Annotated in this window: 25 protein-coding genes; 17 read left to right on the top strand and 8 right to left on the bottom strand. The window is 61.4% G+C overall.

Features of this window, described 5'->3' with window-relative positions:
• Nucleotides 1–65: 65 nt before the first annotated feature.
• From NCT04_RS30520 to NCT04_RS30510, 3 genes are read left to right on the top strand one after another with little or no spacing between them, the layout of a single operon-like run.
• Nucleotides 66–1121 (top strand): Rieske 2Fe-2S domain-containing protein, encoded by a 1056-nt coding sequence (locus NCT04_RS30520; RefSeq protein ID WP_250469611.1) that lies wholly within the window; start codon nucleotides 66–68, stop codon nucleotides 1119–1121.
• Nucleotides 1122–1147: 26 nt separating this feature from the next.
• Nucleotides 1148–1318 (top strand): rubredoxin, encoded by a 171-nt coding sequence (locus NCT04_RS30515; RefSeq protein ID WP_250469610.1) that lies wholly within the window; start codon nucleotides 1148–1150, stop codon nucleotides 1316–1318.
• Complete coding sequence (locus NCT04_RS30510) at nucleotides 1315–2505, top strand: NAD(P)/FAD-dependent oxidoreductase (protein WP_250469609.1); 1191 nt, start codon at nucleotides 1315–1317, stop codon at nucleotides 2503–2505. Before NCT04_RS30515 ends, NCT04_RS30510 begins: the two co-directional genes overlap by 4 nt.
• Before the next feature lie 128 nt (nucleotides 2506–2633).
• Here the strand turns inward: NCT04_RS30510 and NCT04_RS30505 are convergent, their stop codons facing one another.
• From NCT04_RS30505 to NCT04_RS30495, 3 genes are all read right to left on the bottom strand, one after another.
• Nucleotides 2634–3569, bottom strand: a complete 936-nt coding sequence (locus tag NCT04_RS30505; protein WP_250469608.1) for a LysR family transcriptional regulator — start codon at nucleotides 3567–3569, stop codon at nucleotides 2634–2636.
• 237 nt (nucleotides 3570–3806) lie between these two features.
• The gene (cynS, locus tag NCT04_RS30500) at nucleotides 3807–4274 is read right to left on the bottom strand and encodes a cyanase (RefSeq protein ID WP_244831632.1); all 468 of its coding nucleotides are present in this window, start codon (nucleotides 4272–4274) and stop codon (nucleotides 3807–3809) included.
• Nucleotides 4275–4339: 65 nt separating this feature from the next.
• Nucleotides 4340–4726 (bottom strand): MerR family transcriptional regulator, encoded by a 387-nt coding sequence (locus NCT04_RS30495; protein WP_250469607.1) that lies wholly within the window; start codon nucleotides 4724–4726, stop codon nucleotides 4340–4342.
• Between the two features lie 87 nt (nucleotides 4727–4813).
• Between NCT04_RS30495 and NCT04_RS30490 the strand changes: the two genes are divergently transcribed.
• Together NCT04_RS30490 and NCT04_RS30485 are read left to right on the top strand one after the other, a co-directional pair.
• The gene (locus NCT04_RS30490) at nucleotides 4814–5722 is read left to right on the top strand and encodes an alpha/beta fold hydrolase (RefSeq protein ID WP_502800714.1); all 909 of its coding nucleotides are present in this window, start codon (nucleotides 4814–4816) and stop codon (nucleotides 5720–5722) included.
• A 52-nt stretch (nucleotides 5723–5774) separates the two neighbouring features.
• A complete protein-coding gene (locus NCT04_RS30485; protein ID WP_250469606.1) occupies nucleotides 5775–6605 on the top strand; it encodes an IclR family transcriptional regulator in 831 nt (276 codons plus the stop codon).
• Between the two features lie 2 nt (nucleotides 6606–6607).
• Here NCT04_RS30485 and NCT04_RS30480 read toward each other — a convergent pair whose 3' ends face one another.
• Genes NCT04_RS30480 through NCT04_RS30465 form a run of 4 tightly spaced genes read right to left on the bottom strand, consistent with a single transcriptional unit; the run spans nucleotide 6608 to nucleotide 9987 of the window.
• On the bottom strand, nucleotides 6608–7414 hold the full coding sequence (locus tag NCT04_RS30480; protein ID WP_250469605.1) for a sugar phosphate isomerase/epimerase family protein: 807 nt from the start codon (nucleotides 7412–7414) through the stop codon (nucleotides 6608–6610).
• An 18-nt stretch (nucleotides 7415–7432) separates the two neighbouring features.
• Nucleotides 7433–8299, bottom strand: a complete 867-nt coding sequence (locus NCT04_RS30475; protein ID WP_250469604.1) for a dioxygenase family protein — start codon at nucleotides 8297–8299, stop codon at nucleotides 7433–7435.
• 9 nt (nucleotides 8300–8308) lie between these two features.
• Nucleotides 8309–9388: a maleylacetate reductase gene (locus NCT04_RS30470; protein ID WP_250469603.1), complete on the bottom strand. Its 1080-nt coding sequence runs from the start codon at nucleotides 9386–9388 to the stop codon at nucleotides 8309–8311.
• A complete protein-coding gene (locus tag NCT04_RS30465) occupies nucleotides 9388–9987 on the bottom strand; it encodes a nuclear transport factor 2 family protein (protein ID WP_250469602.1) in 600 nt (199 codons plus the stop codon). Before NCT04_RS30465 ends, NCT04_RS30470 begins: the two co-directional genes overlap by 1 nt.
• Before the next feature lie 215 nt (nucleotides 9988–10202).
• Between NCT04_RS30465 and NCT04_RS30460 the strand changes: the two genes are divergently transcribed.
• The 10 genes from NCT04_RS30460 to NCT04_RS30415 all read left to right on the top strand — a co-directional run bounded on the left by NCT04_RS30460 (nucleotide 10203) and on the right by NCT04_RS30415 (nucleotide 19011).
• Nucleotides 10203–11633 (top strand): MFS transporter, encoded by a 1431-nt coding sequence (locus NCT04_RS30460; RefSeq protein WP_250469601.1) that lies wholly within the window; start codon nucleotides 10203–10205, stop codon nucleotides 11631–11633.
• Nucleotides 11630–12532 carry a shikimate dehydrogenase family protein gene (locus NCT04_RS30455; protein WP_250469600.1) on the top strand — a complete coding sequence of 301 codons (903 nt, stop codon included), beginning with the start codon at nucleotides 11630–11632 and terminating at the stop codon, nucleotides 12530–12532. Before NCT04_RS30460 ends, NCT04_RS30455 begins: the two co-directional genes overlap by 4 nt.
• A gap of 3 nt (nucleotides 12533–12535) precedes the next feature.
• Complete coding sequence (locus tag NCT04_RS30450) at nucleotides 12536–13438, top strand: alpha/beta fold hydrolase (protein WP_250469599.1); 903 nt, start codon at nucleotides 12536–12538, stop codon at nucleotides 13436–13438.
• A 20-nt stretch (nucleotides 13439–13458) separates the two neighbouring features.
• The gene (locus NCT04_RS30445; RefSeq protein ID WP_250469598.1) at nucleotides 13459–14502 is read left to right on the top strand and encodes a Gfo/Idh/MocA family protein; all 1044 of its coding nucleotides are present in this window, start codon (nucleotides 13459–13461) and stop codon (nucleotides 14500–14502) included.
• Nucleotides 14503–14559: 57 nt separating this feature from the next.
• The gene (locus NCT04_RS30440; protein WP_250469597.1) at nucleotides 14560–14820 is read left to right on the top strand and encodes a DUF3072 domain-containing protein; all 261 of its coding nucleotides are present in this window, start codon (nucleotides 14560–14562) and stop codon (nucleotides 14818–14820) included.
• A 134-nt stretch (nucleotides 14821–14954) separates the two neighbouring features.
• Nucleotides 14955–16037 carry an ABC transporter substrate-binding protein gene (locus NCT04_RS30435; protein ID WP_250469596.1) on the top strand — a complete coding sequence of 361 codons (1083 nt, stop codon included), beginning with the start codon at nucleotides 14955–14957 and terminating at the stop codon, nucleotides 16035–16037.
• Nucleotides 16034–16864 (top strand): ABC transporter ATP-binding protein, encoded by an 831-nt coding sequence (locus NCT04_RS30430; RefSeq protein ID WP_250469595.1) that lies wholly within the window; start codon nucleotides 16034–16036, stop codon nucleotides 16862–16864. Before NCT04_RS30435 ends, NCT04_RS30430 begins: the two co-directional genes overlap by 4 nt.
• Nucleotides 16865–16973: 109 nt before the next feature.
• Nucleotides 16974–17729, top strand: coding sequence for an ABC transporter permease (locus tag NCT04_RS30425; RefSeq protein WP_244831955.1), 756 nt, complete (start codon nucleotides 16974–16976; stop codon nucleotides 17727–17729).
• Entirely contained in the window at nucleotides 17722–18600 is an 879-nt protein-coding gene (locus tag NCT04_RS30420) for a type 2 periplasmic-binding domain-containing protein (protein ID WP_250469594.1), read from the top strand. The genes NCT04_RS30425 and NCT04_RS30420 overlap by 8 nt, the downstream gene beginning before the upstream one ends.
• Before the next feature lie 69 nt (nucleotides 18601–18669).
• Nucleotides 18670–19011, top strand: coding sequence for a hypothetical protein (locus NCT04_RS30415; protein ID WP_244831589.1), 342 nt, complete (start codon nucleotides 18670–18672; stop codon nucleotides 19009–19011).
• Nucleotides 19012–19254: 243 nt separating this feature from the next.
• On the opposite strand, the gene NCT04_RS30410 is transcribed toward NCT04_RS30415, so the two are convergent.
• Nucleotides 19255–19533 carry a hypothetical protein gene (locus NCT04_RS30410; protein WP_250469593.1) on the bottom strand — a complete coding sequence of 93 codons (279 nt, stop codon included), beginning with the start codon at nucleotides 19531–19533 and terminating at the stop codon, nucleotides 19255–19257.
• A gap of 390 nt (nucleotides 19534–19923) precedes the next feature.
• Between NCT04_RS30410 and NCT04_RS30405 the strand changes: the two genes are divergently transcribed.
• Both NCT04_RS30405 and NCT04_RS30400 read left to right on the top strand, forming a co-directional pair.
• Nucleotides 19924–20934, top strand: a complete 1011-nt coding sequence (locus NCT04_RS30405; RefSeq protein ID WP_244831576.1) for a hypothetical protein — start codon at nucleotides 19924–19926, stop codon at nucleotides 20932–20934.
• A gap of 10 nt (nucleotides 20935–20944) precedes the next feature.
• Nucleotides 20945–21382 carry a type 2 periplasmic-binding domain-containing protein gene (locus tag NCT04_RS30400; RefSeq protein WP_244831575.1) on the top strand — a complete coding sequence of 146 codons (438 nt, stop codon included), beginning with the start codon at nucleotides 20945–20947 and terminating at the stop codon, nucleotides 21380–21382.
• Nucleotides 21383–21388: the final 6 nt, after the last annotated feature.

Genomic DNA, 21388 nt, shown 5'->3' with positions numbered 1-21388 from the left:
AGTGTTCATGCGGTCGAATCCATCCCGGCCGCTTCAACACGATCCAGTTCCTTGGAGACACGAAAATGGCGACCCCCACCGTCGCGCCGCTGACGTTTCAGCGCGCGCCCAATCTTCCACGCAATTGCACTTTCGATCCGCACGACTGGCAAATCCTCAGCCAATACTGGCATCCGGTCGCGTTTGCCTCGCAGGTTGCGGACAAACCGTTGAGCGTCACGCTGCTCGATGAGCCGCTCGTCGTGTTTCGTGCGAACGATGCACTCGTCGCCGCGCGCGATGTGTGTCCGCATCGCGGCGCGCCGCTGAGTCAAGGCTGGGTCGAGAACGGCCATCTCGTGTGTCCTTATCACGGCCTCGAATACGGTGCGGACGGCAAGTGCAAGCATATTCCGTCGCAGGAAGGCGGCACCATTCCCGACCGTCTGCGCCTGACCACTTACGCGGTGCAGGAAGCCTATGGCCTGATCTGGGTGTCGCTCGGCGGTGGAGAGCAAGCGCTGCCCGATTTCCCTGCATGGAACAGCGAAGGGTTCCAGCAGATCTTGCCGCCTTCGATCGACATCCAGGCATCCGCGGGACGTCAGACGGAAGGCTTCATCGATGTCGCGCATTTCGCGTGGATTCATCATCGCAGCTTCGCGGACCGGCGCAATCCCGTGGTGCCGAGCTACACGGTCGAGCGGCGCGGCAACGGCATGCGCGCGGAGTATGTCAGCACCGTCAGCAACTTTCCGAAGTCGATGCAGCATCGTGCGCCCGAAGGCTTCTTGTGGCGCCGTATCTTCGAAGTGGATGTGCCGTTCTTTGCACGTCTCACTGTGCTCTTTCCCGAAGGCGGCCGGCTCTCGATTCTCAACGCCGCGAGCCCGGTATCCGCGCGTCTGACGCGTCTGTTCGTGCCGATTGCGCGCAACTTCGACAAGGATCTGCCGCTCGATGACGTCTACGAGTTCAATCGCCAGGTGTTCGAGGAAGATCGCGCGATCGTCGAATTGCAATGTCCCGAAGATCTGCCGATAGACCGCGCCGCCGAAGCGCCGATTCTCGCGGATCGTTCCTCGGGGGCATATCGCCGCGCGCTAGCCGAGATCGGTCTTGGTCAGGCGTACGTCCGCTGATCGCCATGGCGGAAACGGAGAGCATCATGAAAATCTGGGAATGCGTGATCTGCGGCTTTCGCTATGACGAAACGCTGGGCTTGCCGGAAGCGGGTCTTGCCGCCAACACGCGCTGGGAAGACGTGCCGGACGACTGGCTCTGTCCCGATTGCGGCACGGGCAAGCAGGACTTCGAGATGCAGGAGGTGTCGGCATGAGTCACGATATGGGTCTACCGGTCGTTATCGTGGGAACGGGGCTCGCCGGTTATACGGTGGCGCGGGAGTTGCGCAAGCTCGACGCGCAAGTGCCCATCACGCTCATCAGCGAGGACGACGGCAGCTTCTATTCGAAGCCGACGCTTTCCAACGCGCTTGCCATGAACAAGGCGCCGCACGCGCTCGTCACTTTCGATGCGCGCGCCATGGGCACGCAGCTGAACGCGAGCATTTTGTCGCACAGCAAGGTGGAGCGCGTTCTCGCGGATACGCACGAACTCATCGTCGATGGACAATCTTTTCGTTACGGCAAGCTCGTGCTCGCATTGGGCGCGGATGCGCGGCGCATTCCGCTCGCGGGCGATAGCGCAGGCGACGTGCTGTCGGTGAACTCGCTCGACGACTACGTGCGCTTCAGAAAGCGGCTCGAAGGCGCGCAGTCGGTCGCGCTGCTCGGCGCGGGCCTGATCGGCTGCGAGTTCGCCAACGATCTCGCGCTCGCGAATTACAAGGTCACGCTGATCGATCCCGCGGCCACGCCGCTGTCACGGCTGCTGCCCGAACGCGCGGGTCATGCGTTTGCACAAGCTCTCGAACGACATGGCGTGCGGCTGCGTCTCGGGCGTTCGGTGGCAACGGTGAATCGCGCGGAACGCGGCTACGCGCTCACGCTTTCCGATGGCGAGGCGATCGATGCCGACGTCGTGTTATCGGCGATAGGTCTCGCGCCGCGCACGCAGCTCGCGGAACAAGCGGGCATCGCGATAGAAGGCGGCATACGTACGGACGCCTATTGCCGCACGAGTGCGGCCGATATTTACGCACTCGGCGATTGCGCGGCTATCGAAGGAAAAGTGCAGCCGTATGTGTTGCCGATCATGCACGCAGCACGCGCGCTTGCCCGCACGCTCGCGGGCGAGGCAACGCGCGTCGCGTTTCCGATCATGCCGGTGACGGTTAAAGCGCCCGCATCTCCAACGGTAGTCGTGCTGCCCGACGAAACCGGAACATGGCGCTATGCAAGCAACGTATCCGACGAATCGCTCGACGGTCTGCACGCGCTTTGCGAACATGCCGCCGATGGCCGGCCACTCGGATTCGCCTTGCTGGGTTCGGCCACGCCAGCCAAGGCCGCGCTTCTCAAGGCGATGACATCGGGAAGTTTCGAGTCCGCTCTACAACGATAACGACGCAGCTTGCCTCTGACCGACCAGCGTCGCGCTTGCCGGTGGCTTGAAGAACCTGTCGCTTCGATGCCGCACGGTAGACGTTTCGACGCCGCAGCCAAAAGCTTGCGGCGTCGTTTTTCATGGTGCTATGCATCGGGCGTGACCGCGAGCTTGCGCGCAACGTTCGTGACGAGGCGGCGAAGCCATCGCGTGGTCGCGCTGCGATGCGTTCTCTCATGCCATAACTGGTAATACGTGAGTGCGGGCGTTGCGCCGGGAATCGGCTCCATCTTCAAAGGCAAGAGGCGCGCGTAGTGGGAAGCGAGCGCGCGTGTCGTCGTGAAGATGAGGTCCGAGCGCACGAGCACATAGGGCGCCATGCCGAAGTAAGGCAGCGTGGTCGTGACCGTGCGCGTAAGACCGTTGCGCGCGAGTTCCGTATCGATGGTGCCCCACGCGGTCGTGTTGTAGGTCGTGACAGCGAGATGCTCGGCTTTCTCGAAGGCGTCCTTCGTGAGTTCGCCCGGCTTGACCGGATGATTCGCGCGCATCAGGCAAACCAGTTCGTCCTGACACAGCGGTTGCAGATGCAGATGCGCGGGCGGCGTGCGCCAGTTGCCGATCACGAGATCGAGCAAGCCTGTTTCGAGGCCGTTTTCGTAGCCGCCATCGACCATCATGAGGTGCTTGAATTCGAGCTTCGCGGATGGCGCGGCTTGATGGAACGCGTCGATCACGGCGGGCACGAAGAACACATCGAGATAATCCGGCGAGCCGATTCGAAACGTGCAGTTGCTCGACGCCGGATCGAATTCGGTGTTGGGATGAAGGATCGCGTCGATATGACTGAGCGCCTGCGCGGCAGGCTCGATCAGCGTGAGCGCATGACTCGTCGGCACCATGCGGCTGCCGCTGCGCACTAGAAGCGGATCACCCGTCATTTCACGCAGCCTGCGCAGCGCAATGCTCACAGTCGGCTGCGATTGCCCGAGCAGCTTGGCGGCGCCCGAGACGCTCGACTCCGTGAGGAGCGTATGCAGAACGCGGATCATATGGGAGTCGATGCTTTCCCTGGACATCATGCGGCGTCACCTTTGACATGGGGGATGCGCGGGCGATCTTGTGATTCGTTATGGCGCCCGGCTGCGCAAAATATACGGACGGATATAGCGCAGGTCAACGCTGGGGCAAACGCGTATGTCGCCGCGAAAGCCTTGTGCCGTCTGACTCATGGCACCGCGTTTATGGTGAGAATGGTCGCAGGGTTATGCAAGGCGCGCCGCTGTGTGCACAACGCGCCAGCGCCATGACGTGAAGGATCAGAACGGCTTGTACGGCAGGAACTTGCCGTCGAGCGTGATCACGGCGCGTGATCCGCCTTCGGAATCTTCCACCTTCTTGATGTCGATACGAAAGTTGATCGCACTGATAATTCCGTCGCCGAATTGCTCGTGCACGAGCGCCTTCAACGTCGTGCCATACACCTGCACCATTTCATAAAAGCGGTAGATGGTCGGGTCCGTCGGCACGTTGCCCGGAATGCTGCCGCGCAGGGGAATGGTCTGAAGCAGCGCGGCGGCGTCGTCGCCGAGTTCGAGTTTGTCCGCCACGCTCTTTGCCGCTTGCTCCGGCAACGGGTGCTGGCCGAGAAGCGCGGCTGTCACGTAGGGCACGCTGAGGCTCGTTCCTTCCGCGAGTTCGGCGTAGGTGAGTCCCTTGCGCGCCTTGGCATCGACGATATGTTCGGTCAGCGTGGAACGCGACAACTGCGAAATCTGCGATTGCATGACGACTCCTTTGCCCGGATGGCCGGTCGGTTGAACAAGCCGACAGTTGACCACGGCAAAAAAGCTCAATCCAGCGGCGGCACGACGCCTTCGTTCAAGGTTTTGAGCAGACGCGCGCGGCGCCGTTCCAGATCGGCGATCTGACGCTCTATCGACACCAGGCGTTCGCGTTGTAATGCGGTGGTCTCCGGACACGTCACCGCGCCTTCGACCAGGCGCATGCAGTCGGGAAACGCGAGGATATCGGCGAGGCTGAAGCCGGTCGCGATCATGCGCTGTATCTGCTTCACCTGAGAGATGGCCGCGTGCGGGAACACGCGATAGCCGTTGCTCGCGCGAACCGAAGTAAGCAGGCCATGCTCGTCGTAGTGGCGAATCGAACGAACGCTCGCGCCGGTTTCGCGAGATAGCTCGCCTATAGTCAGTAGCGTGTGTTCAGCGGATCGTGTCATGCAAAAAGACTAGCACTTTTTCGCTTGACCCTGACATTAGTGTGAGGCGCGACACTCAGGACTTTCGAATGAATGAGGAGTGTCATCGTGTCTTTTCGCATGGTTCGTTACCTTGTTTCCACGTTGATCGCGACGGGCGCGTTGAGCGCCGTATCGTCCGCTGCGTTCGCGGAAGAAAAAAGTTATACCGTCAATGCACCGGATGGCGTCGCGCTCGCCGTGCAGGAATCCGGCAACCCGGACGGCCCCGCCGTCGTGCTGATTCATGGACTGCTGGGCAGCCGCCTGAACTGGGATGCGCAGGTGAAAAGCGCGCGACTGAAGGGCTACCGTCTCATCACTTACGACATGCGCGGCCACGGTCGCTCAGGGAAGCCCACGAATGCCGATGCCTATACCGACGGCCGCCGCTGGGCCGACGATCTTGCAACAGTCATCGAAACGTCGCATGCAAGGAAGCCGGTGCTCGTTGGCTGGTCGCTTGGCGGCGCGGTCATCTCGAACTATCTGGCGGCCTATGGTGACGGCAAGATCGCGGGCGCCGTGTATGTGGATGGTGTGATCGAGCTTACGCCCGAGCAGATCGTGGCGCATCCCGATGTCTATCGCGACATGACATCGGCCGATCTCAAGACGCATCTCGACGGCGAGCGCACCTTCCTGAGGCTTTGCTTCGACACGCAGCCGGACAAGGTCACGTTCGAGCGCCTGCTCGCCAATGCCGCGATGGCTTCGTGGGACATGCAGGCTGCCGTTCAGTCGATGAGCGTAGCCGCCGCCGATGGTCTCGGTCAGGCGCATGTTCCGGTGCTGCTGATCTACGGCGCGCGCGATGCGCTCGTCAAGGCGCAACCGGCTATCGCGCGGGCGCGTCAGATCAACCCGAAGTTGCGGAGCGTGCTGTATGCGAAGTCGGGCCATGCGCCTTTCATCGAGGAGCCGAAGCGATTCGATAACGATCTTGGTGCGTTCGTCGATTCCGTATCGGGTAAATGAAAAGTTCCCACTCGTGAATAAAAATCTGCACTATACGGTGCGGATTGTTGACATGAAGCACGGCGCAGTTAAAATGTTCCTCTATATGAACGAGGAGCAGCGCATGCGTCGTGAGGAAATCGAAGCCAGCAGCACGGTCAAGTCGGCGGACCGCACACTCGATCTCTTCGAGTTGCTCGCGCGCTGGGGCCGCGAGATGTCGCATGCGGAGATTGCCGAGGCGCTCGACATTCCCAAGAGCAGTCTCACCAAGCTCATCCGCAATCTGACGGATCGCGGCTATCTGCGTTTCGTGCCTGAAACGAAGGGGTATCGGCTGGGCGATGCCATTCTGAAACTCGCGCAGCAGTCGAATCAGTTGCGCAGTTTGATTGCATGCGCCGAGCCGGTCCTCGGCGATATTACGCAGCAAACGGCGGAATCGTGCGCGCTCAATCAACTCAAGGGCGAGCAGGTCGAAGTCGTTGCAACGGTCGTGAGTCAGCAGCGCCTGCAATCGCATATGCGGCTCGGCGATCTCGCGCCCTTGTATGCGGTATCGGGCGGCAAGGCAATACTCGCCTTCCTGCCCGATGTCATGCGCGCCGAATACATGCGCTCGGTGTCGTTCGAGCGCTTCACGAAGAACACCATCGGCACCAAGAAAGCCTTGCTGAACGAGCTGGAATCCGTGCGTGCAAACGGCTTCGCTCATTCGCTTGAAGAATTCACGCCGGGCATCGTGGGTCTTGGCGTGCCCATTTTGTCGTCCACCGGGTTCCCGCTCGGTTCGCTCAATCTCGCGATACCAGCCGTGCGTTACTCGCCGGAAATCGGGGAGCGGTCGATAGCGATACTCAAGGCATCCGCGGTGCGCATCCAGCGTCAATATCTCGCGGAATAGAGTTACTGCGCTTTTGCAAGGAAGCGCTTCATGCTCGACATGATCGTGCGTGCTTGCTCATCGAATGGTTGTCCGCGCAATGCGAGCGTGGGCGCTTCGACGGCGAGCGTCAGGTCGGCGGGCAGCTTAACCAGCACATCGTGCAACGGAAGTTCGCCATCGCCGGGAAGCAAACGCGCGGTGCGTGCTTCGGTTCGCCGGTCGGCCACCGCAACCGGCGAGGCACGCGGTCCATCGCAAATCTGCATGTATTCGATAAGCGCGGGGTCGATACTATCGATGTCCTCAACCTTCGCGCCCGAGCGGAAGTACTGCAAGGCATCAATCAAAAGCCGCGCGTTCGGCTGACCGCTTGCCTGGATGGTGGCGAGCGCATCGTCCAGCGTGCCGATGGCGCAATACGTGATCAACTCCAGGCCTACCGTCATCTCGAAGCGTGCAGCCGCTTCGCACAGCGCCCGAAAATTGCGCATGAGACGCTCGCGGTCCTGATCGAAGCCAACGGTAAGCACATGCTTCGCGCCAAGCCGATGCCCCGCTTCGAGCGCGGGTAAGAGAAGGTCTATGTTCGTGCTCTCTTGCAGCCAGATGGCTTCGATATCGAGCAGGCGAACACCCGTCGCTTCCATGCGCGCGGCGAGCTCGCGGATGAGCGCCGGATTGCCCGCGACATCGACGATGCTATCCGCAGCCGTGGGCGCCACGACGCGCAAGCCGTAATGGTCGAAGCCACCGGCGTGCGCGGCATCGACGAGTTGCAGCGGATGCGCATTCAGCATGGTGAGGTGATGCAAGGACAGTTTATGCATTGTCGTATTCGTGAGTCTTTAGCGCTTTGCGGGCAGAACAAAGGGGTAAGCAAGGAGGGCCGTGCCCGGCGTGACTTCATGTCCGGCCGGGCTCATGCTGCCTTCTATCGTGTCGAGTCGCGCGATCAGGCCATCCTTCACGCCGAACACGACATCCGAATCCAGATAGCGGTCGCCTTCAAGAAACACGTGCGTGACGATAGTTTCGAAGCCCGGCGCGCTGACCTTGAAATGCACATGTGCCGGCCGGTAAGGATGCCGCCTTTGCGCATCGAGCATCTTGCCTACAGGGCCATCGTTCGGAATCGGATAGAAGGCGGGCACGATCGAACGGAACCAGAAACGTCCATTTTCATCGGCGTGAAAACGGGCGCGCATGTCGAGCGCGGTCAGGCCCGCCTCGCGTTGTACGTCGTAGAAGCCGTGATCGTCCGCGTGCCATGTCTCGATGAGCGCGCCCGCAATCGGCTCGCCATGTTGATCCGACACACTGCCTTCCACGATCATCGCCGGCCCGTCCGATGCATGCGAAATGTTCGCGCCTAACGGAAGATCGCGCGCCTCTTCGACATAGAACGGCCCGAGCACGGTGGTCTCGGTGGCGTTGCCCGTGAAGCGATGATTGAGCGCATCGACGAGCATGGACACGCCAAGCGTATCGGAGAGGAGGATGAATTCCTGGCGCGTCTCCGAACACATTTGGCCCGTGCGCGTGAGAAAGTCGATAGCGCCAGCCCATTCCGCTTCGGTCGGTTCGATCTCTTTCACGAACGCATGCAGATGCCGGACGAGTGCCTCGCTAATTTGCAGTGTCCGTTCGTTCTCGCAACCGCTCAAGCGTTCGAGCACGGCTTGCGTGATGTTGTCTTCGTTGAAATTTCGCATCGAGTGTCCTTATTCGACCAGCGCGGGCGGTAGGCCTTTCCATGCGCGTTCGAGCATGGCGCGAAGCGGTCGGCTTTCGGGCGCGCGCGGATTTGCATAGGCGTTGCGCGTGACGAGGTCGATTGCGTGATCGATGCCCGCTTCAGGCATGCCGATCGCTTCGAGCGAACGCGGCACGCCAAGCGATGCCGCGAGATCGTGGAGACCGGTCCACGCATGCTCCGCGTTCAATGCGCGGGCAATGCGCTTCATTGCGGGCGCGGCGGCATCGGCGTTGAAAGCGGCGACATGCGCGATCATGATGGCATGGGTCTGCGCGTGCGGCAGATCGAATGCGCCGCCAAGCACATGGCAGATCTTGTGATGCAGACCCATGCCGACCGAAGCCAGACACGTGCCGCACAACCACGCGCCATATTGCGCGGTGCGTCTTGCGTCGATCGATTCGGGCGCGCGCGCCACTTCGGGTAACGCCGCCGCCAGCGACGCGATACCTTCTTCCGCCATCAGCGATGTGATCGGATTGCCGTCCATGGCATAGAGCGCCTCGACCGCATGCGCGACGGCGTTGAGCCCGCTTGCCGCGCTCATCGCAACGGGAAGACTCAAGGTCAGCTCGACATCGTAGATGACGATTTCGGGCAGCACCTTGAGCGTGCGCTGTGTGCGTTTCTCGCCGTCACGCGTCTCGCCGATGATCGGCGTGACTTCGGAGCCCGCATACGTGGTAGGCAGCACGATCTGCGGCAGGTCCGTCTGCAATGCAATGGCCTTGGACAGACCGACCGCCGAGCCGCCGCCAATTGCGATCACACAGTCGGCGTGCGCGCGGTCTACGGCTTGCAAGGCGCGCGCCGTGACGTCCCAGGGCGTGTGCATGGTGGCATCGGCGAAACGGTGTGTCGATTCCGGATCGAACTGCTGCGCGATGGCATCGCCCAATGCGGCCTGTTCGCGCGTCGTCACGATGAGTGGACGTGTACAGTCGAGCCGTGCGGCTTCGGCGGCCGTCTCCGAGCGCCGGCCCGCACCGAAGATCACGCGGGCGGGCAACGCGTTATAAACGAACTCTGTTGCCACGGCGTTCATCACAGCGTGCCTGTATCGAGCCACGCACGGCCACGCGCATAAAGCGCTTCGACCGCGGGACCTGTTAGTCCCGGCATGTCGCGCTTTACCTTGTAGCCGATCTTCGTCTGAATATACGCGAGATGCCGGTAACCCTCGGGAAAGAGCCCGAGTATCTCGGGATCGAGTTCGAGCCGCACACCCGTTTCGACGGGGTCCAGACGGTCTTTCTCGTAGATAGGCTGACGCAGGCGCAAGAGCCACTTGCCGTCCAATTTCTCGTAGAAGTCATAGAAGCGCCCGGTGCAGACGACATCGCAGCGATGACCTTCGACCTCGCCGCGCTGCGAGATGGTCATCTTCGTCTGCGCAATGGCACGTGTGCCCTCGAGATCGATAGCCGTGCCGCCGAGGAAGTGAAGAATACTGACGCCGCGCGCCCAGCCTTCTTGCGTCACGCGGATGAATTCCGGCCCCGTGCCTTGAAACCAAGTGGCCATCATCACACCCTCGGGATGCCAGAGCGTGGCGAAGCGTTCCCAGTCGCCCGCGTCGCGCCACACGGCCCAATTTTCGATTGCCTCGCGTATTGCCAGCCGTTCCAGCAGTGTCTCGTTCATTGTGTGACCTCGTGTTCTCATATGGAAAGTGGTTTCCATGGTGAGTGAGCGCAGGCCGTGCCGTCAAGCGTTATCTGGGCTTTGTAGGGACTATCCCTAGTTTGTTCTCATACGGGAATTGTGCGTGAAAACGCGTTGACAGTTTTCGATGTGAGTTTCTAAGATGGAACGAAAATACGGATGAGAACGCACCTACATCACCAATGGAGACATCGATGTCCAACGCAGCAGACCATGAGCCGCACGGACGGCATCAGTCGAAACTGGCGGCCGCGAGCGGCTGGATCGGTTCGGCGCTCGAGTACTACGACTTCTTCATTTACGCGCAGGCCGCGGCGCTGATCTTTCCGCAGATCTTCTTTCCGAAGGGCGATCCCAAGGTGGCGATTGCCGCGTCGCTCGCGACTTACGGCATCGGCTACGTTGCGCGTCCTATCGGCGCGGTCGTGCTCGGGCATTGGGGCGATACGCACGGTCGTAAGTCGGTCCTGCTCGTCTGCATGTTTCTGATGGGCTTCTCGACGATGGCCGTCGCGTTCCTGCCCACTTACGATCAGGTCGGCTTGTGGGCGCCCGCGTTGCTCGTCATGCTGCGGCTCGTTCAAGGCTTTGCGGTGGCGGGCGAAATCTCGGGCGCGAGTTCCATGATTCTCGAACACGCACCGTTCGGGCGGCGCGGTTATTACGGCAGCTTCGGCATGCAAGGCGTCACCGCCGGGCAATTGCTCGCGGCCGCCGTGTTTCTGCCGCTGAGTCACTTCATGCGCGAGGACGCCTTCAATTCATGGGGCTGGCGCGTGCCGTTCCTGATGAGCGCGCTCGTGTTGGTCGCCGGTTACTTCATTCGACGCAAGGTGCGCGAGACGCCCGCGTTCGCGCAGGAAGGCGAGCGTGGCGCGGTGCCGCATGCGCCCGTCAAGCTCGCGTTCAGGCATTGCTGGGACGACATGCTGCGCGTGATGTGCATGTCGATCATGAACGTCATTCCCGTGGTCACGACCATCTTCGGCGGCGCGTATGCGGTGCAGCAGGCCTATGGCATCGGCTTCAGCAAGAGCCTTTATCTGTGGATTCCGGTGCTCGGCAATGTCGCTGCCATGATTGTCATTCCTTACTGGGGACGTCTGTCGGACAGAGTGGGCAGAAGGCTGCCGATCATCGTCGGGTCGGTCGGTTCCGGGCTGCTTTCGTTTGCGTATCTCTATGCCATCAGCATTCATAGCGTGACGCTCGCCATCGTTTTGTCGATACTGATGTGGGGCCTCGTGTATCAGGGGCAAAACGCGGTGTATCCGAGCTTCTATCCCGAGCTCTTTCCAACGCGCATGCGCGTGACGTCGATGGCCATTTCGCAGAACGTAGGCGTCGCCATTTCGGCGCTGCTGCCGGCGCTGTTCACGACGGTCGCGCCGCCCGGCTCGCAAAACATCTGGCTGATCGTTGGCGGTATCACGTTCGGCATCACGGTGTTGTCCGCGTTGGCGACATACTCGGCGCGCGAGACGTATCGCATCCATATGAACGATCTTGGCCGGCGCGATGCGGTGCCGGTCCCCAAACACGAATACGAACGCCTGCGCGAAGAAGCGACGCAAGAGCGCGCCAATACGGCGAAGCCGCTAAGCGGACAGGAGCGCGGCGCATGACGGCGTTCGACACACAAGAGAAGGCAATGACGACGACATCATCCGGTTTGACCGAGGAAAGACTGAGGCTCGATGCACCCGCCGACGCGCTCACGCGCCTCTTCCATATCTTCGGCTCGCCGATTGCGCATGTGCGCGCCCCTGTCGTGTGGAGCACGTTGATGAAGCGCTACGGCATCAACGCGCTGATGCTGCCCGCCGATGTCGATAGCGCGCACTTCGATGCCGCGCTCGCCGGCACCAAGGCCATTGCGAACGTGGACGGCGTCATCTTCACCATGCCGCATAAAGTGGCCGCCATGCGTCATGCCGATACGCTCACGGAGCGCGCCGAGCGCATCGGCTCGATCAATCTGCTGCGGCGCTGCGCGGATGGCGGATGGGAAGGCGACAACGTGGATGGCGCGGGCTTCGTCGCGGGCCTGCAGGCGGATGGCGTGCGTCTGGAAGGCGCGCACGTCTATATGCATGGCTGCGGTGGAGTGGGGCGCAGTATCGGCTGGTCGGTCGGGCTGGAGAAAATCGCGAGCCTGACTATCTTCGACATCGACACCGAGCGTGCGCGCGAATTGGCCGATGCCATCGCCTCGGTCAGCGATGCGCGCATCGAAGCCGGCACGCCGGATATGCGCGGTATCGATCTCGCCATTAATGCAACGCCCGTTGGCTTGCATGCGCATGACCCATTGCCCTTCGCGCTGGATGAACTTGCACCGCACGCAGTCGTCGCCGATGTAATCATGGAACCGCGCATGACGGCTCTGTTAAAGGCGGCTCAGGCACACGGTCTGAAGGTTCATCACGGACGCAACATGATGAACTACGCGATGCCCATTTCCGCGTCCTTCTTTGGCTTGCCTGCATCGTTCGACTGGAACGGCAAGTCACTGCAAGGATGAGCCATGAATCAAGCTGCGAATGAATGGTTCGAAGGATTTTCGAAGCTGGATGTCACGGCGGGCGATGTGCACTTCAACGGCATGATTGGCGGCTCTGGCCCACCTGTGTTGTTGTTGCACGGCTATCCGCAGACGCATTTCGTCTGGCGTTATATCGCGCCTGTGCTTGCGCGCTTCTACACGGTGATTGCGCCCGACTTGCCCGGCTATGGCGCAAGTGTCACGCTCGCGCACGAACAACGCTGGACCAAGCGGCGCGTGGCGCACGCACTCGTCGAACTCATGAGCGCACTCGGTCATGAGCGCTTCGCTGTCGTCGGACACGATCGCGGCGCGCGCGCGGGTTATCGGCTGGCGCTGGATCATCCCGAGCGTGTGGCGGCGTATGCCTCGTTGACGGTGGTGCCGACCATCGACGCGTTCGCATCCGTGAATAAAGCCTTCGCCGTCAACGCTTGGCACTGGTTCTTTCTCGCGCAGCCGGCTGACTTGCCTGAACGCATGCTTGCCGCCGATCCCGACGCCTTCATTGAACGCGCGCTCGGCAAGATGGCAGGCGGCCTCGAACGCATGGATAGCGACGCACTCGATGCCTATCGCCGCGCCTTTCGCAACCCGGACGTGCGCCATGCAATGTGCGAGGACTATCGCGCGGCAGCCGATGAAGACTCGGCGCACGACAGCGCGGATCGTGCGGCGGGCCGCAAGCTCGTGTGTCCCGTCATGGTTCTCTGGAGCCTGGAAGAGCGTAAAGGGCAGGCTCATACGCCAATCGAAATCTGGCGCGCATGGGCCGATGAAGTCAGCGGACGCGGCATCGGCGGCGGCCATTTGCAACCGGAAGAATCGCACGAGGAAGTCTTGCATGACCTCGTGCCGTTCCTTCGGCAACACACCTCATCGTGATAGATCATAAGGTTGGATACATGGAGAAGATTGGAATAGCCGTTATCGGCGCGGGCGTGATTGGCCGGCGTCACGTTCAGGAGATCGCGCGTAACGAGTCGTGCAGGCTCGTGGCTATCGCCGATCCATCGCCCGGGTCGGCGAGTTATGCGGCGTCGTTGTCCGTGCCGCTTTATGCCGATTACCGCGAGTTGCTGAAGCACGAACGTATCGACGCGGCTATCGTGTGCACGCCCAATCACACCCATCTCGAAGTGGGAATCGCGTTTATCGAACGAAAAATTCCCGTGCTGATGGAAAAGCCCATTGCAGACGATCTCGAATCTGCAAACGCGCTTGCGGATGCATCCAAGGAAGCGGGCGTTGCCATGCTCGTCGGGCATCATCGGCGGCACAATCCGGTAGTGCGTGCAGCGAAGGAAGCCGTGGCAAGCGGAAAGATCGGCACGCTCGTCATGGCGAACATCATGTGCCTGTTGTACAAGCCCGATGACTACTTCAACGTGCCGTGGCGCAGACAGCCAGGCGGCGGTCCTATTCTCATCAACCTGATTCACGAGATCGACTTGCTGCGGTTCATCTGCGGCGAGATCGTGTCGGTGCAGGCGGTATCGTCGAACAAGGTGCGCGGTTTCGACGTGGAAGACTCGGCGGCCTGCACGCTGCGACTCGCGAATGGCGCGCTTGCCAACATCAGTCTCTCCGACACGACCGCGACGCCTTGGGGCTGGGACACGGCAGCGGGCGAGGACCGTGAACTCTTCGCTTATCGTCCCGTGCCCACGCATTTTTTCGCGGGCACGAACGGCGCGGTCACCATGCCGGACCTGACGATGTGGTCGTATCAAGGCGCGAAGGGACGCGACCAGCCTATTCACGATGCGCGCCTTGCCGTGCCCGAGGAGAACACGTATGCAAACCAGCTCGAACATTTCGTCGATGTCGTGAGAGGTTCGGTGCGTCCCGTCATAGACGGACACGACGCCGCACGCACGCTTGCGGCAACGCTCGCCGTGGAGGAATCGGCGCGGCTGGGGCGCCTGATCGAACTGAACGTGACCTGATGCGGCACGCTCCTTGCGCCAGACCTCTATATGTCACCACGCCAAGAGGATTGCGCCATGAACGATAAAACCATCGACGATATCAATGCACAAGCCGGCCCGTCCGACGACCCGAAATCGCACCCGACATCGAATGCCGAAAAAGACCCGAGCGATTGGGTTACGGGGGACGAAAAGATGACGGGCGCGCAGGCTTCCTATTTGAAGACGCTTTCCGAGGAAGCGAAAGAAGAGTTCGACCCGTCGCTGACGAAAGCGGATGCCTCACTCAAGATCGAAGAATTGCAAGCGAAGACGGGGCGCGGCCAAAAGTCTTGAAGTATTCGAACGCTGCCATCTAAACAAAGCATGTTTTGTTGGTTTGCGCGTCGTGACTGCTGAGTGAGAATCGCGGAGTACGGTGCTGGTTTGAATCCAGCGCCGCCTCTAACCGTGCTCTCCCAGCGGAAATCATGATGGCGTCCCTTTTGCACCGCCGGCCCCGTCGCGCCGGAAAGATTCTCTTCGCGGCTTGCGCGGCTGCCGTACTCGTTCTGCAAAGCGGCTGCAAGCCGGACACCGAGAAAGTACAGAGCTCGTCGGCATTGGTAGACAAGTCGGCGACGCAGGAAATCACCTACTTCAAGTATCCCGACAACCCCGCGTTCGACCTCGTCTATCTCGCCGACAAGCTCGGCTACTTCGAGAACACGAGCACACGGCCCAAGTACGTCGGCAAAATCTCCGCACCGCAGATCATTCCGCTCGTCGGCACGGGCGAGATCGACTTCGGCACGCGCATGGTGCCGCTCGTCATCTCGGCCATTGCGAGCGGCGCGGACATCAAGGTGGTCTCGGCTGGCGGCGAGACGCTGCCCGATGCACCGCACATGAAGTATTTTTCGCGCGCCGATTCGGGTATTCGCGGACCAAAGGACTTCGAAGGCAAGACGGTGGCGTTCAACAGCTTCGGCGCATGCGCGGAGTTCGTGACGAAGAAGTACTTGTCGCAGCATGGCGTGGATGTCTCGAAGGTGAATTGGCTCGTCGTGCCCGACAATCAGTCGCAGCAGGCGCTCGTAACGAAGAACGTGGATATCGCCATCATTCACCCGCCGTTTTCCGGCGCGGCGGAAGCCGATCCGCAATTGCACAAGTTATGGAGCGATTGGGACGAAGACGGTGGCCTCGGCGGAATGGCGCCGTATAGCGTGAATGGCGCGTTTGCGCGGGCGCATCCGCAAGCGGTGAAGGACTTCGTCACGGCTATTGCGAAGGCGGGGAACTGGGTCAACGCGCACCCTGACGAAGCGCGCCAGCTTACGGCGGAGCGGTTGGGTATCGACGTGAAGCTGGTCGAGCGTTATGCCTATGTGAAGGACCTCGTCGTAACCGAGCCGCCGATCCAGTACTACATCGACATTCTCGAACAGGCCGGCAAGATCCCGAAGGGCAAGGTTGCAGTCAAGGATGTCTACACGAACGACTACAACCCGTACGCTGGCAAGTCGTCGCAAGCGAGCGCCAGCACGCATGCGCAGGGCAATCCGTCATGAGCGGGAAGATCGTCGCGCGTGGCCTCGGCCTCACTTATGAAAACGAGGCGACAGGTTCGAGCCTCACGGTGCTCGATAACTTCGATCTGAGCGTGCGCGAGGGAGAGTTTCTCGCCGTGCTCGGACCGAGCGGTTGCGGCAAGTCGACGTTCCTGAGCATTCTTGCCGGCCTCGTGCCGCAGACAGCGGGCGAGATTACCGTGGATGGCGAACCTGTCAGCGCCGCGCGGCAAAAGCTTGGCGTCGTGTTTCAGGGCTACGCGCTCTTTCCGTGGCGCACGGTGCGCAAGAACGTTGAGACAGGGCTCGAGATTCGCGGCGTGAAAGCCGTGCAACGACGCAGCGAAGCCGAACGTTTTTTGCGTCTCGTCGGGCTGCTCGACTTCGCCGATCACTATCCGCATCAGCTATCGGGCGGCATGCGCCAGCGTGTGGCCATTGCGCGCGTGTTGGCTTATGGTCCCGAGATACTGTTGATGGACGAACCCTTCGGCGCGCTCGATGCGCAAACCCGCGAGTCGTTGCAGCAGGAGTTGCTCGCCATCTGGGAGCAAAGTGCAAAGACGGTCGTGTTCGTCACGCACAGCATCGACGAGGCGATTTTTCTCGCGGATCGCGTGGCCATCATGGGACGCGGGCCGGGCCGCGTGAAGGAAATTATCGATATCGACTTGCCGCGTCCGCGCGATGCCTCTTTGCGCCATTCCGCCGCTTTCATGGCGTTGCGGCAGCGTGCATGGGCAAGCCTGAGTCTGGAACTCGGCGAAGCGCTTGTTCCGTCGCGCGAGCAGCACGATGAACTGAACACGGGGGCATTCCGTGCCTGAGCAAAACACCATCCGCAAGCTGCCGGGCCTGATCGCGCCGCAAACGCCGCAAACGGCACAATCGCCCAGGGTTCGCACGGCCGCGCCGCGGCGGAGCATTCGGCTTTCCATGGCCTTCGAACGATCCATCGCGCTTATCGTCTTCGTGCTGCTGTGGGAGTTGTTGCCGCGGCTCGGTGTCGTGAGCACGGCGTATCTGAGTCCGCCTTCGCAAGTGGCGGTTGCCATCGCGCATCTCGTCGATAGCGGCGAAGTGTGGAAGCACCTCGGCGCAAGCGCGCTGCGCTCGCTTAGCGGGCTCTTGCTGGCCGTTGTCGGCGGCGTGGTGTGTGGATTCGCGCTCGGGTGGTTCCGGCGCGCAGAGCGCATTGTCGATCCGCTTTATCAACTGCTGCGGCAAGTGTCCGCGTTCGCGCTCTTTCCGGTGTTCATGCTCTTTCTCGGGATCGGTGAATCGTCGAAGATCGCGATCATCGTATGGGCGGCGTTCTGGCCCGTGCTGCTCAACACCATCTCTGGTGTGAAGCAAGTCGAACGCGTGTTCATCGATTGCGCGCGTTCCATGGGTGCGGGGCAAGGCTTCATCTTCACCAAGGTCGTGTTGCCCGCCGCGTTGCCCGAGATACTGACCGGTATCCGGCTCGCGGGCGCCTACAGCATCACGGCGCTCGTCGCGGCAGAGATGATCGGCGCGCGCTCGGGTCTCGGTTTCTACACGCTCAACTCTCAGGAGACGTTCCAGATTCCCGACATGTATGCGGGCATCGTGCTGCTCGCGCTGTTCGGCCTTCTGATCAACAAGAGCCTCTCACTGCTCGAACGGCGTTTGCTGCGCTGGCGTGTGGGCCTCGCACAGAATGGCTAGAGCCGGACAAGCGGCGTCGCATGAAGGCGGCTGGCGGCTGTGGATGCCGCTTGCGGCAGTCGCGTTATTCGCCGCGTTCCTGTTGTCGCCCTTGAGCGCAAGCTGGCGCAATTCACTCGCCGATGACCGGCCGTTCGCCGCCGCCTTTGCACGCGGCAAGCTGATCGTCGCCGTGCCGTCCCAACCCGCGCCTATCCTGACCGTCGGCCACGTCGACCGTTCCGTGCGCGCACCCGAGGCATACTCCGCCGCGCTCGCCGAGGCACTCGGGCGCCGCGCCGGACTGCCCGTCGAACTCGTGTTAGCCGAACAAGCCGATGCGCGCCACGCCGTGCAAGACGGTCGCGCGGATGTCGCCATCGCCGGGCTGGCGTTTTCGCCGGATGCGTCCGTTGCCTTTGCGCCCGGCAACTACGCTTCGGGGCGAGGCGTTGCGCTCGTTCTTCGGCACGGCAACATTCAGGACTGGCGCGATCTCGAAGGCCGCTCGATCTGCGCGTCGCGCGAAAGTCCGTTTGCGGCGCGCGCCGCGCATCGGTATCGGGCGGCATTGCAGAGCTTCGACAGGCCGCTTGACGCATTGCTCGCGTTTCAGGCGGGAGAGTGCGCCGCGCTCGTGGACGACGAACTCGTCGTGCGCGCGCTCCTCAAGCAAGCCGACTGGTCGTACTACCGGACGCTGCCGGGCGCGGTTGCGCCCGCGCCGGCGTTCATCGCATCGCGCGGCGGCGATATCGCGAGCGCGGCGTTCATCGAACGGACGGTGAACGGGTGGCGGCGCGAGCGCTGGTTCACCACCGTGCGGCAGGATCAGGCCACTCGCCTTGCGTTCGAAATGTTCAACGCACAGAACGATTTGTATTGCCATTGAAGAGTCGACAAAGGGGCGGCGGTCGCCTCGTCGCGCCCGCCCAGCCTTGTAAGGAGCGGTTTTTGCTGAATGCTCGATGCCTGGATCTACCTGTCATCGATTATGAAAGCCACGATTGTTTCGCACGAGGAGCCGCATGGCTCCGCCGCCGAGATCCACCGCTTCCGCTTTCTGCTGGAAGACGGCAACGAAAAGCCACTTGAGGAAGCCATTTCACTGCGTACGGCACGTGTCATCGTCGAAAATCTCGCCGATGGCAACGCGTTCATCAAGATGCTCCATGCCATTGTTTCCTCGGACCCCGCCGACTACGACGCGCTAATCGGCAAGGCGTTTCCGGATCATTTCCGCGATCAGCCCGCAGCCAACCGCCCGATGCCGGGAAAGGAGAGCGAAGGCCCGTGCCCCTGACCAGGCAAAAAATGCCGCTGCCGTGCCGATTCCGGGAATTACGGGGAAATTCGTCCGTTTATCGGGACTTCGAATTTCCTGGACGTAGCTAGAATTCATTCTGTTGCCACGCTCTTCCACCCCCGGGACGAGCGATTTCCGCGCCGTGCGCTTCTCCTCGCGCACGGCGCTTTTTGTTTTTTTAGCGCCGTCAGGCCGGGTACGAAGTTGCGCGCTCGGCAGGCCCGATGCGTCTGCGTTGCCCTAATTCGACATCAACGAGCGCGCCTGCTCCAGAAGCGCGGCGGCCGCGAGAAATTCCTTGCGGCCTGCCATCGTCAGCGCGGCCATCGCGGAGTCTTTGAAAAGCTCGTCGTTCGAGATCAGCGGTGTAGTCGTTTCTATCAGTCGATGCTGCCGCAAACGAAAGAACGCGAGCGACTGGAACGCGCTCATCTTCTGGTCTTCAGGCATTCCAGAGACGACGAGTTCGGCGGCGCCAACCAGTTGGGCGAGGGCTTGTTCGTACTCGGTGCGGTTCATCGTCATTCCCTTCGCGGATGAGTTGCATGGGGCAAGGTTAGCATCGTGCGGATGCACTCATGCCAAACGAACGCAGTGGTGCAGGCAAACCGTTGAACCGCTTGTCCAGCAAGCCTTACCGACTGGCCTGCGGGAGATGCTGAACGAAAATTCGACATCCGCCGAATCCCTGAAAATCCCCTATTCCCAAGCGAAATCGTCGCTCGAAAACGATAAAGCCGCACCCATCCGTGCCGTTAAAGGAGGCTTAACTGAGTCCATCCATCAGAAGCCTTCGTCGCTCGTCACATGATCTTTTTCGAACACCGGCTGGCACGCATCGCACGCGTCGCGGTTCTTCTCGGAGGCGTTTTCGCCTCGATGACCGCGCGCGCCGACGATGCTCCCAAAATGTTCACGCTCAGCGGCTTCGGCACGCTCGGCATGACGCATTCGTCTCTCGATACCGCCGACTATGTGAGCAGTCCGCTCGAACCGAACGGCGCGGGTGCATCACGCAAGTACGACTTCGAGAACGATTCGAAGATCGGCTTGCAACTGAGCGCGCGCCTCACGGACAAGCTCTCGGCCGTCGTGCAGGTGATCTCGCAGCATGAATACGACAACACCTTCAAGCCGCGCCTCGAATGGGCGAACGTCAAGTACGCGTTCACGCCCGACTTCAGCGTGCGCGTGGGCCGTATCGAGTTGCCCACCTTTCTGAACTCGGAATATCGCAACGTCGGTTACGCGTTTCCGTGGGTGCGTTTGCCGGTCGAGATGTACAACACGCAACCGCTCACCAATAGCGACGGCGCCGACGTTGCTTATCGCATCGCGGCGCGCGGCATCTCCAACACGGTGCGCTTCGTCTACGGCTACTCGGTCTTTCACGTGAACCCCGGCGCATTCCGCACCGAGGGCAAAAACATTCTCGCCTTCGACGATACCGTGGAGATCGGCAACTTCACGGGTCACGTCGGTTATCAGCACGCGTCGGTCAAGCTCCCATTCCTCGCCGACCAACCCGTGAACGTCTACAGCATCGCCGCCGCCTACGATCCAGGCGCGTGGTTCGTGCAGGCCGAACTTGCACGCGTGACGGTCGAGCAGGTGACGCCTGGCTATATCAGCGGCTACGTCACGGGCGGCGTGCGCTACGCGAAGGCCACGTTTTTCGCGACCTACGCGCAGTCGCACGGGCTCAACCGGCCCACCGCCATTCCCAACTACAACAACGGCCAGCGCGATGTTTCCATCGGTGCGCGCTGGGATGTCGTCAAGAATATCGACCTCAAGGTGCAGTTCGATCATGTCTGGGTGCCGTCCAATTCGACGGGCACGTTCCTCAATCAGCAGCCGGGCTATCAGTTGGGAAGCGGAAGCAATGTCTTCAGCGCCGCGCTCGACTTCGTCTTCTGAGGAGCCCGACATGCCACTCCTCAAACTCATCGGAACAGCGTCGCTCTTCGCGGCCCTTTGTATGTGCACGTCATCGGCGATGGCGGATGTCGTGGTCGTCGTATCGGCAAAAAGTCCGCTCACGTCGCTCAACGAAAGTCAGATCGCGGATATCTTCCTCGGTCGCGTGGGCGCATTCCCCTCGGGCGACGAAGCCGTGCCGCTCGACTTGCCTGACGACTCGCCCTTGCGCGCCGATTTCTATCGCGATTGCACGGGCAAGTCGGCGTCGCAATTGCGCGCGTATTGGTCGAAGCTCATCTTCACTGGCCGCGCGCAACCGCCGCGCGAGATGGCCGACGCAGCCGCGGTCAAGCGTTATCTGCAAGCGCGTCCATCCGCCATCGCCTACATCGACCGCAAGGATGTGGACGCGAGCGTGAAGGTCGTCCTCAGCCTGCGTCCGTGAAGCGCG

The sequence above is a fragment of the Caballeronia sp. GAFFF2 genome (assembly GCF_023631485.1).
Classification (GTDB): domain Bacteria; phylum Pseudomonadota; class Gammaproteobacteria; order Burkholderiales; family Burkholderiaceae; genus Caballeronia.
The sequence above is the reverse complement of the archived record's forward strand: the minus strand, read 5'-3'. Positions and strand labels throughout refer to the sequence as shown.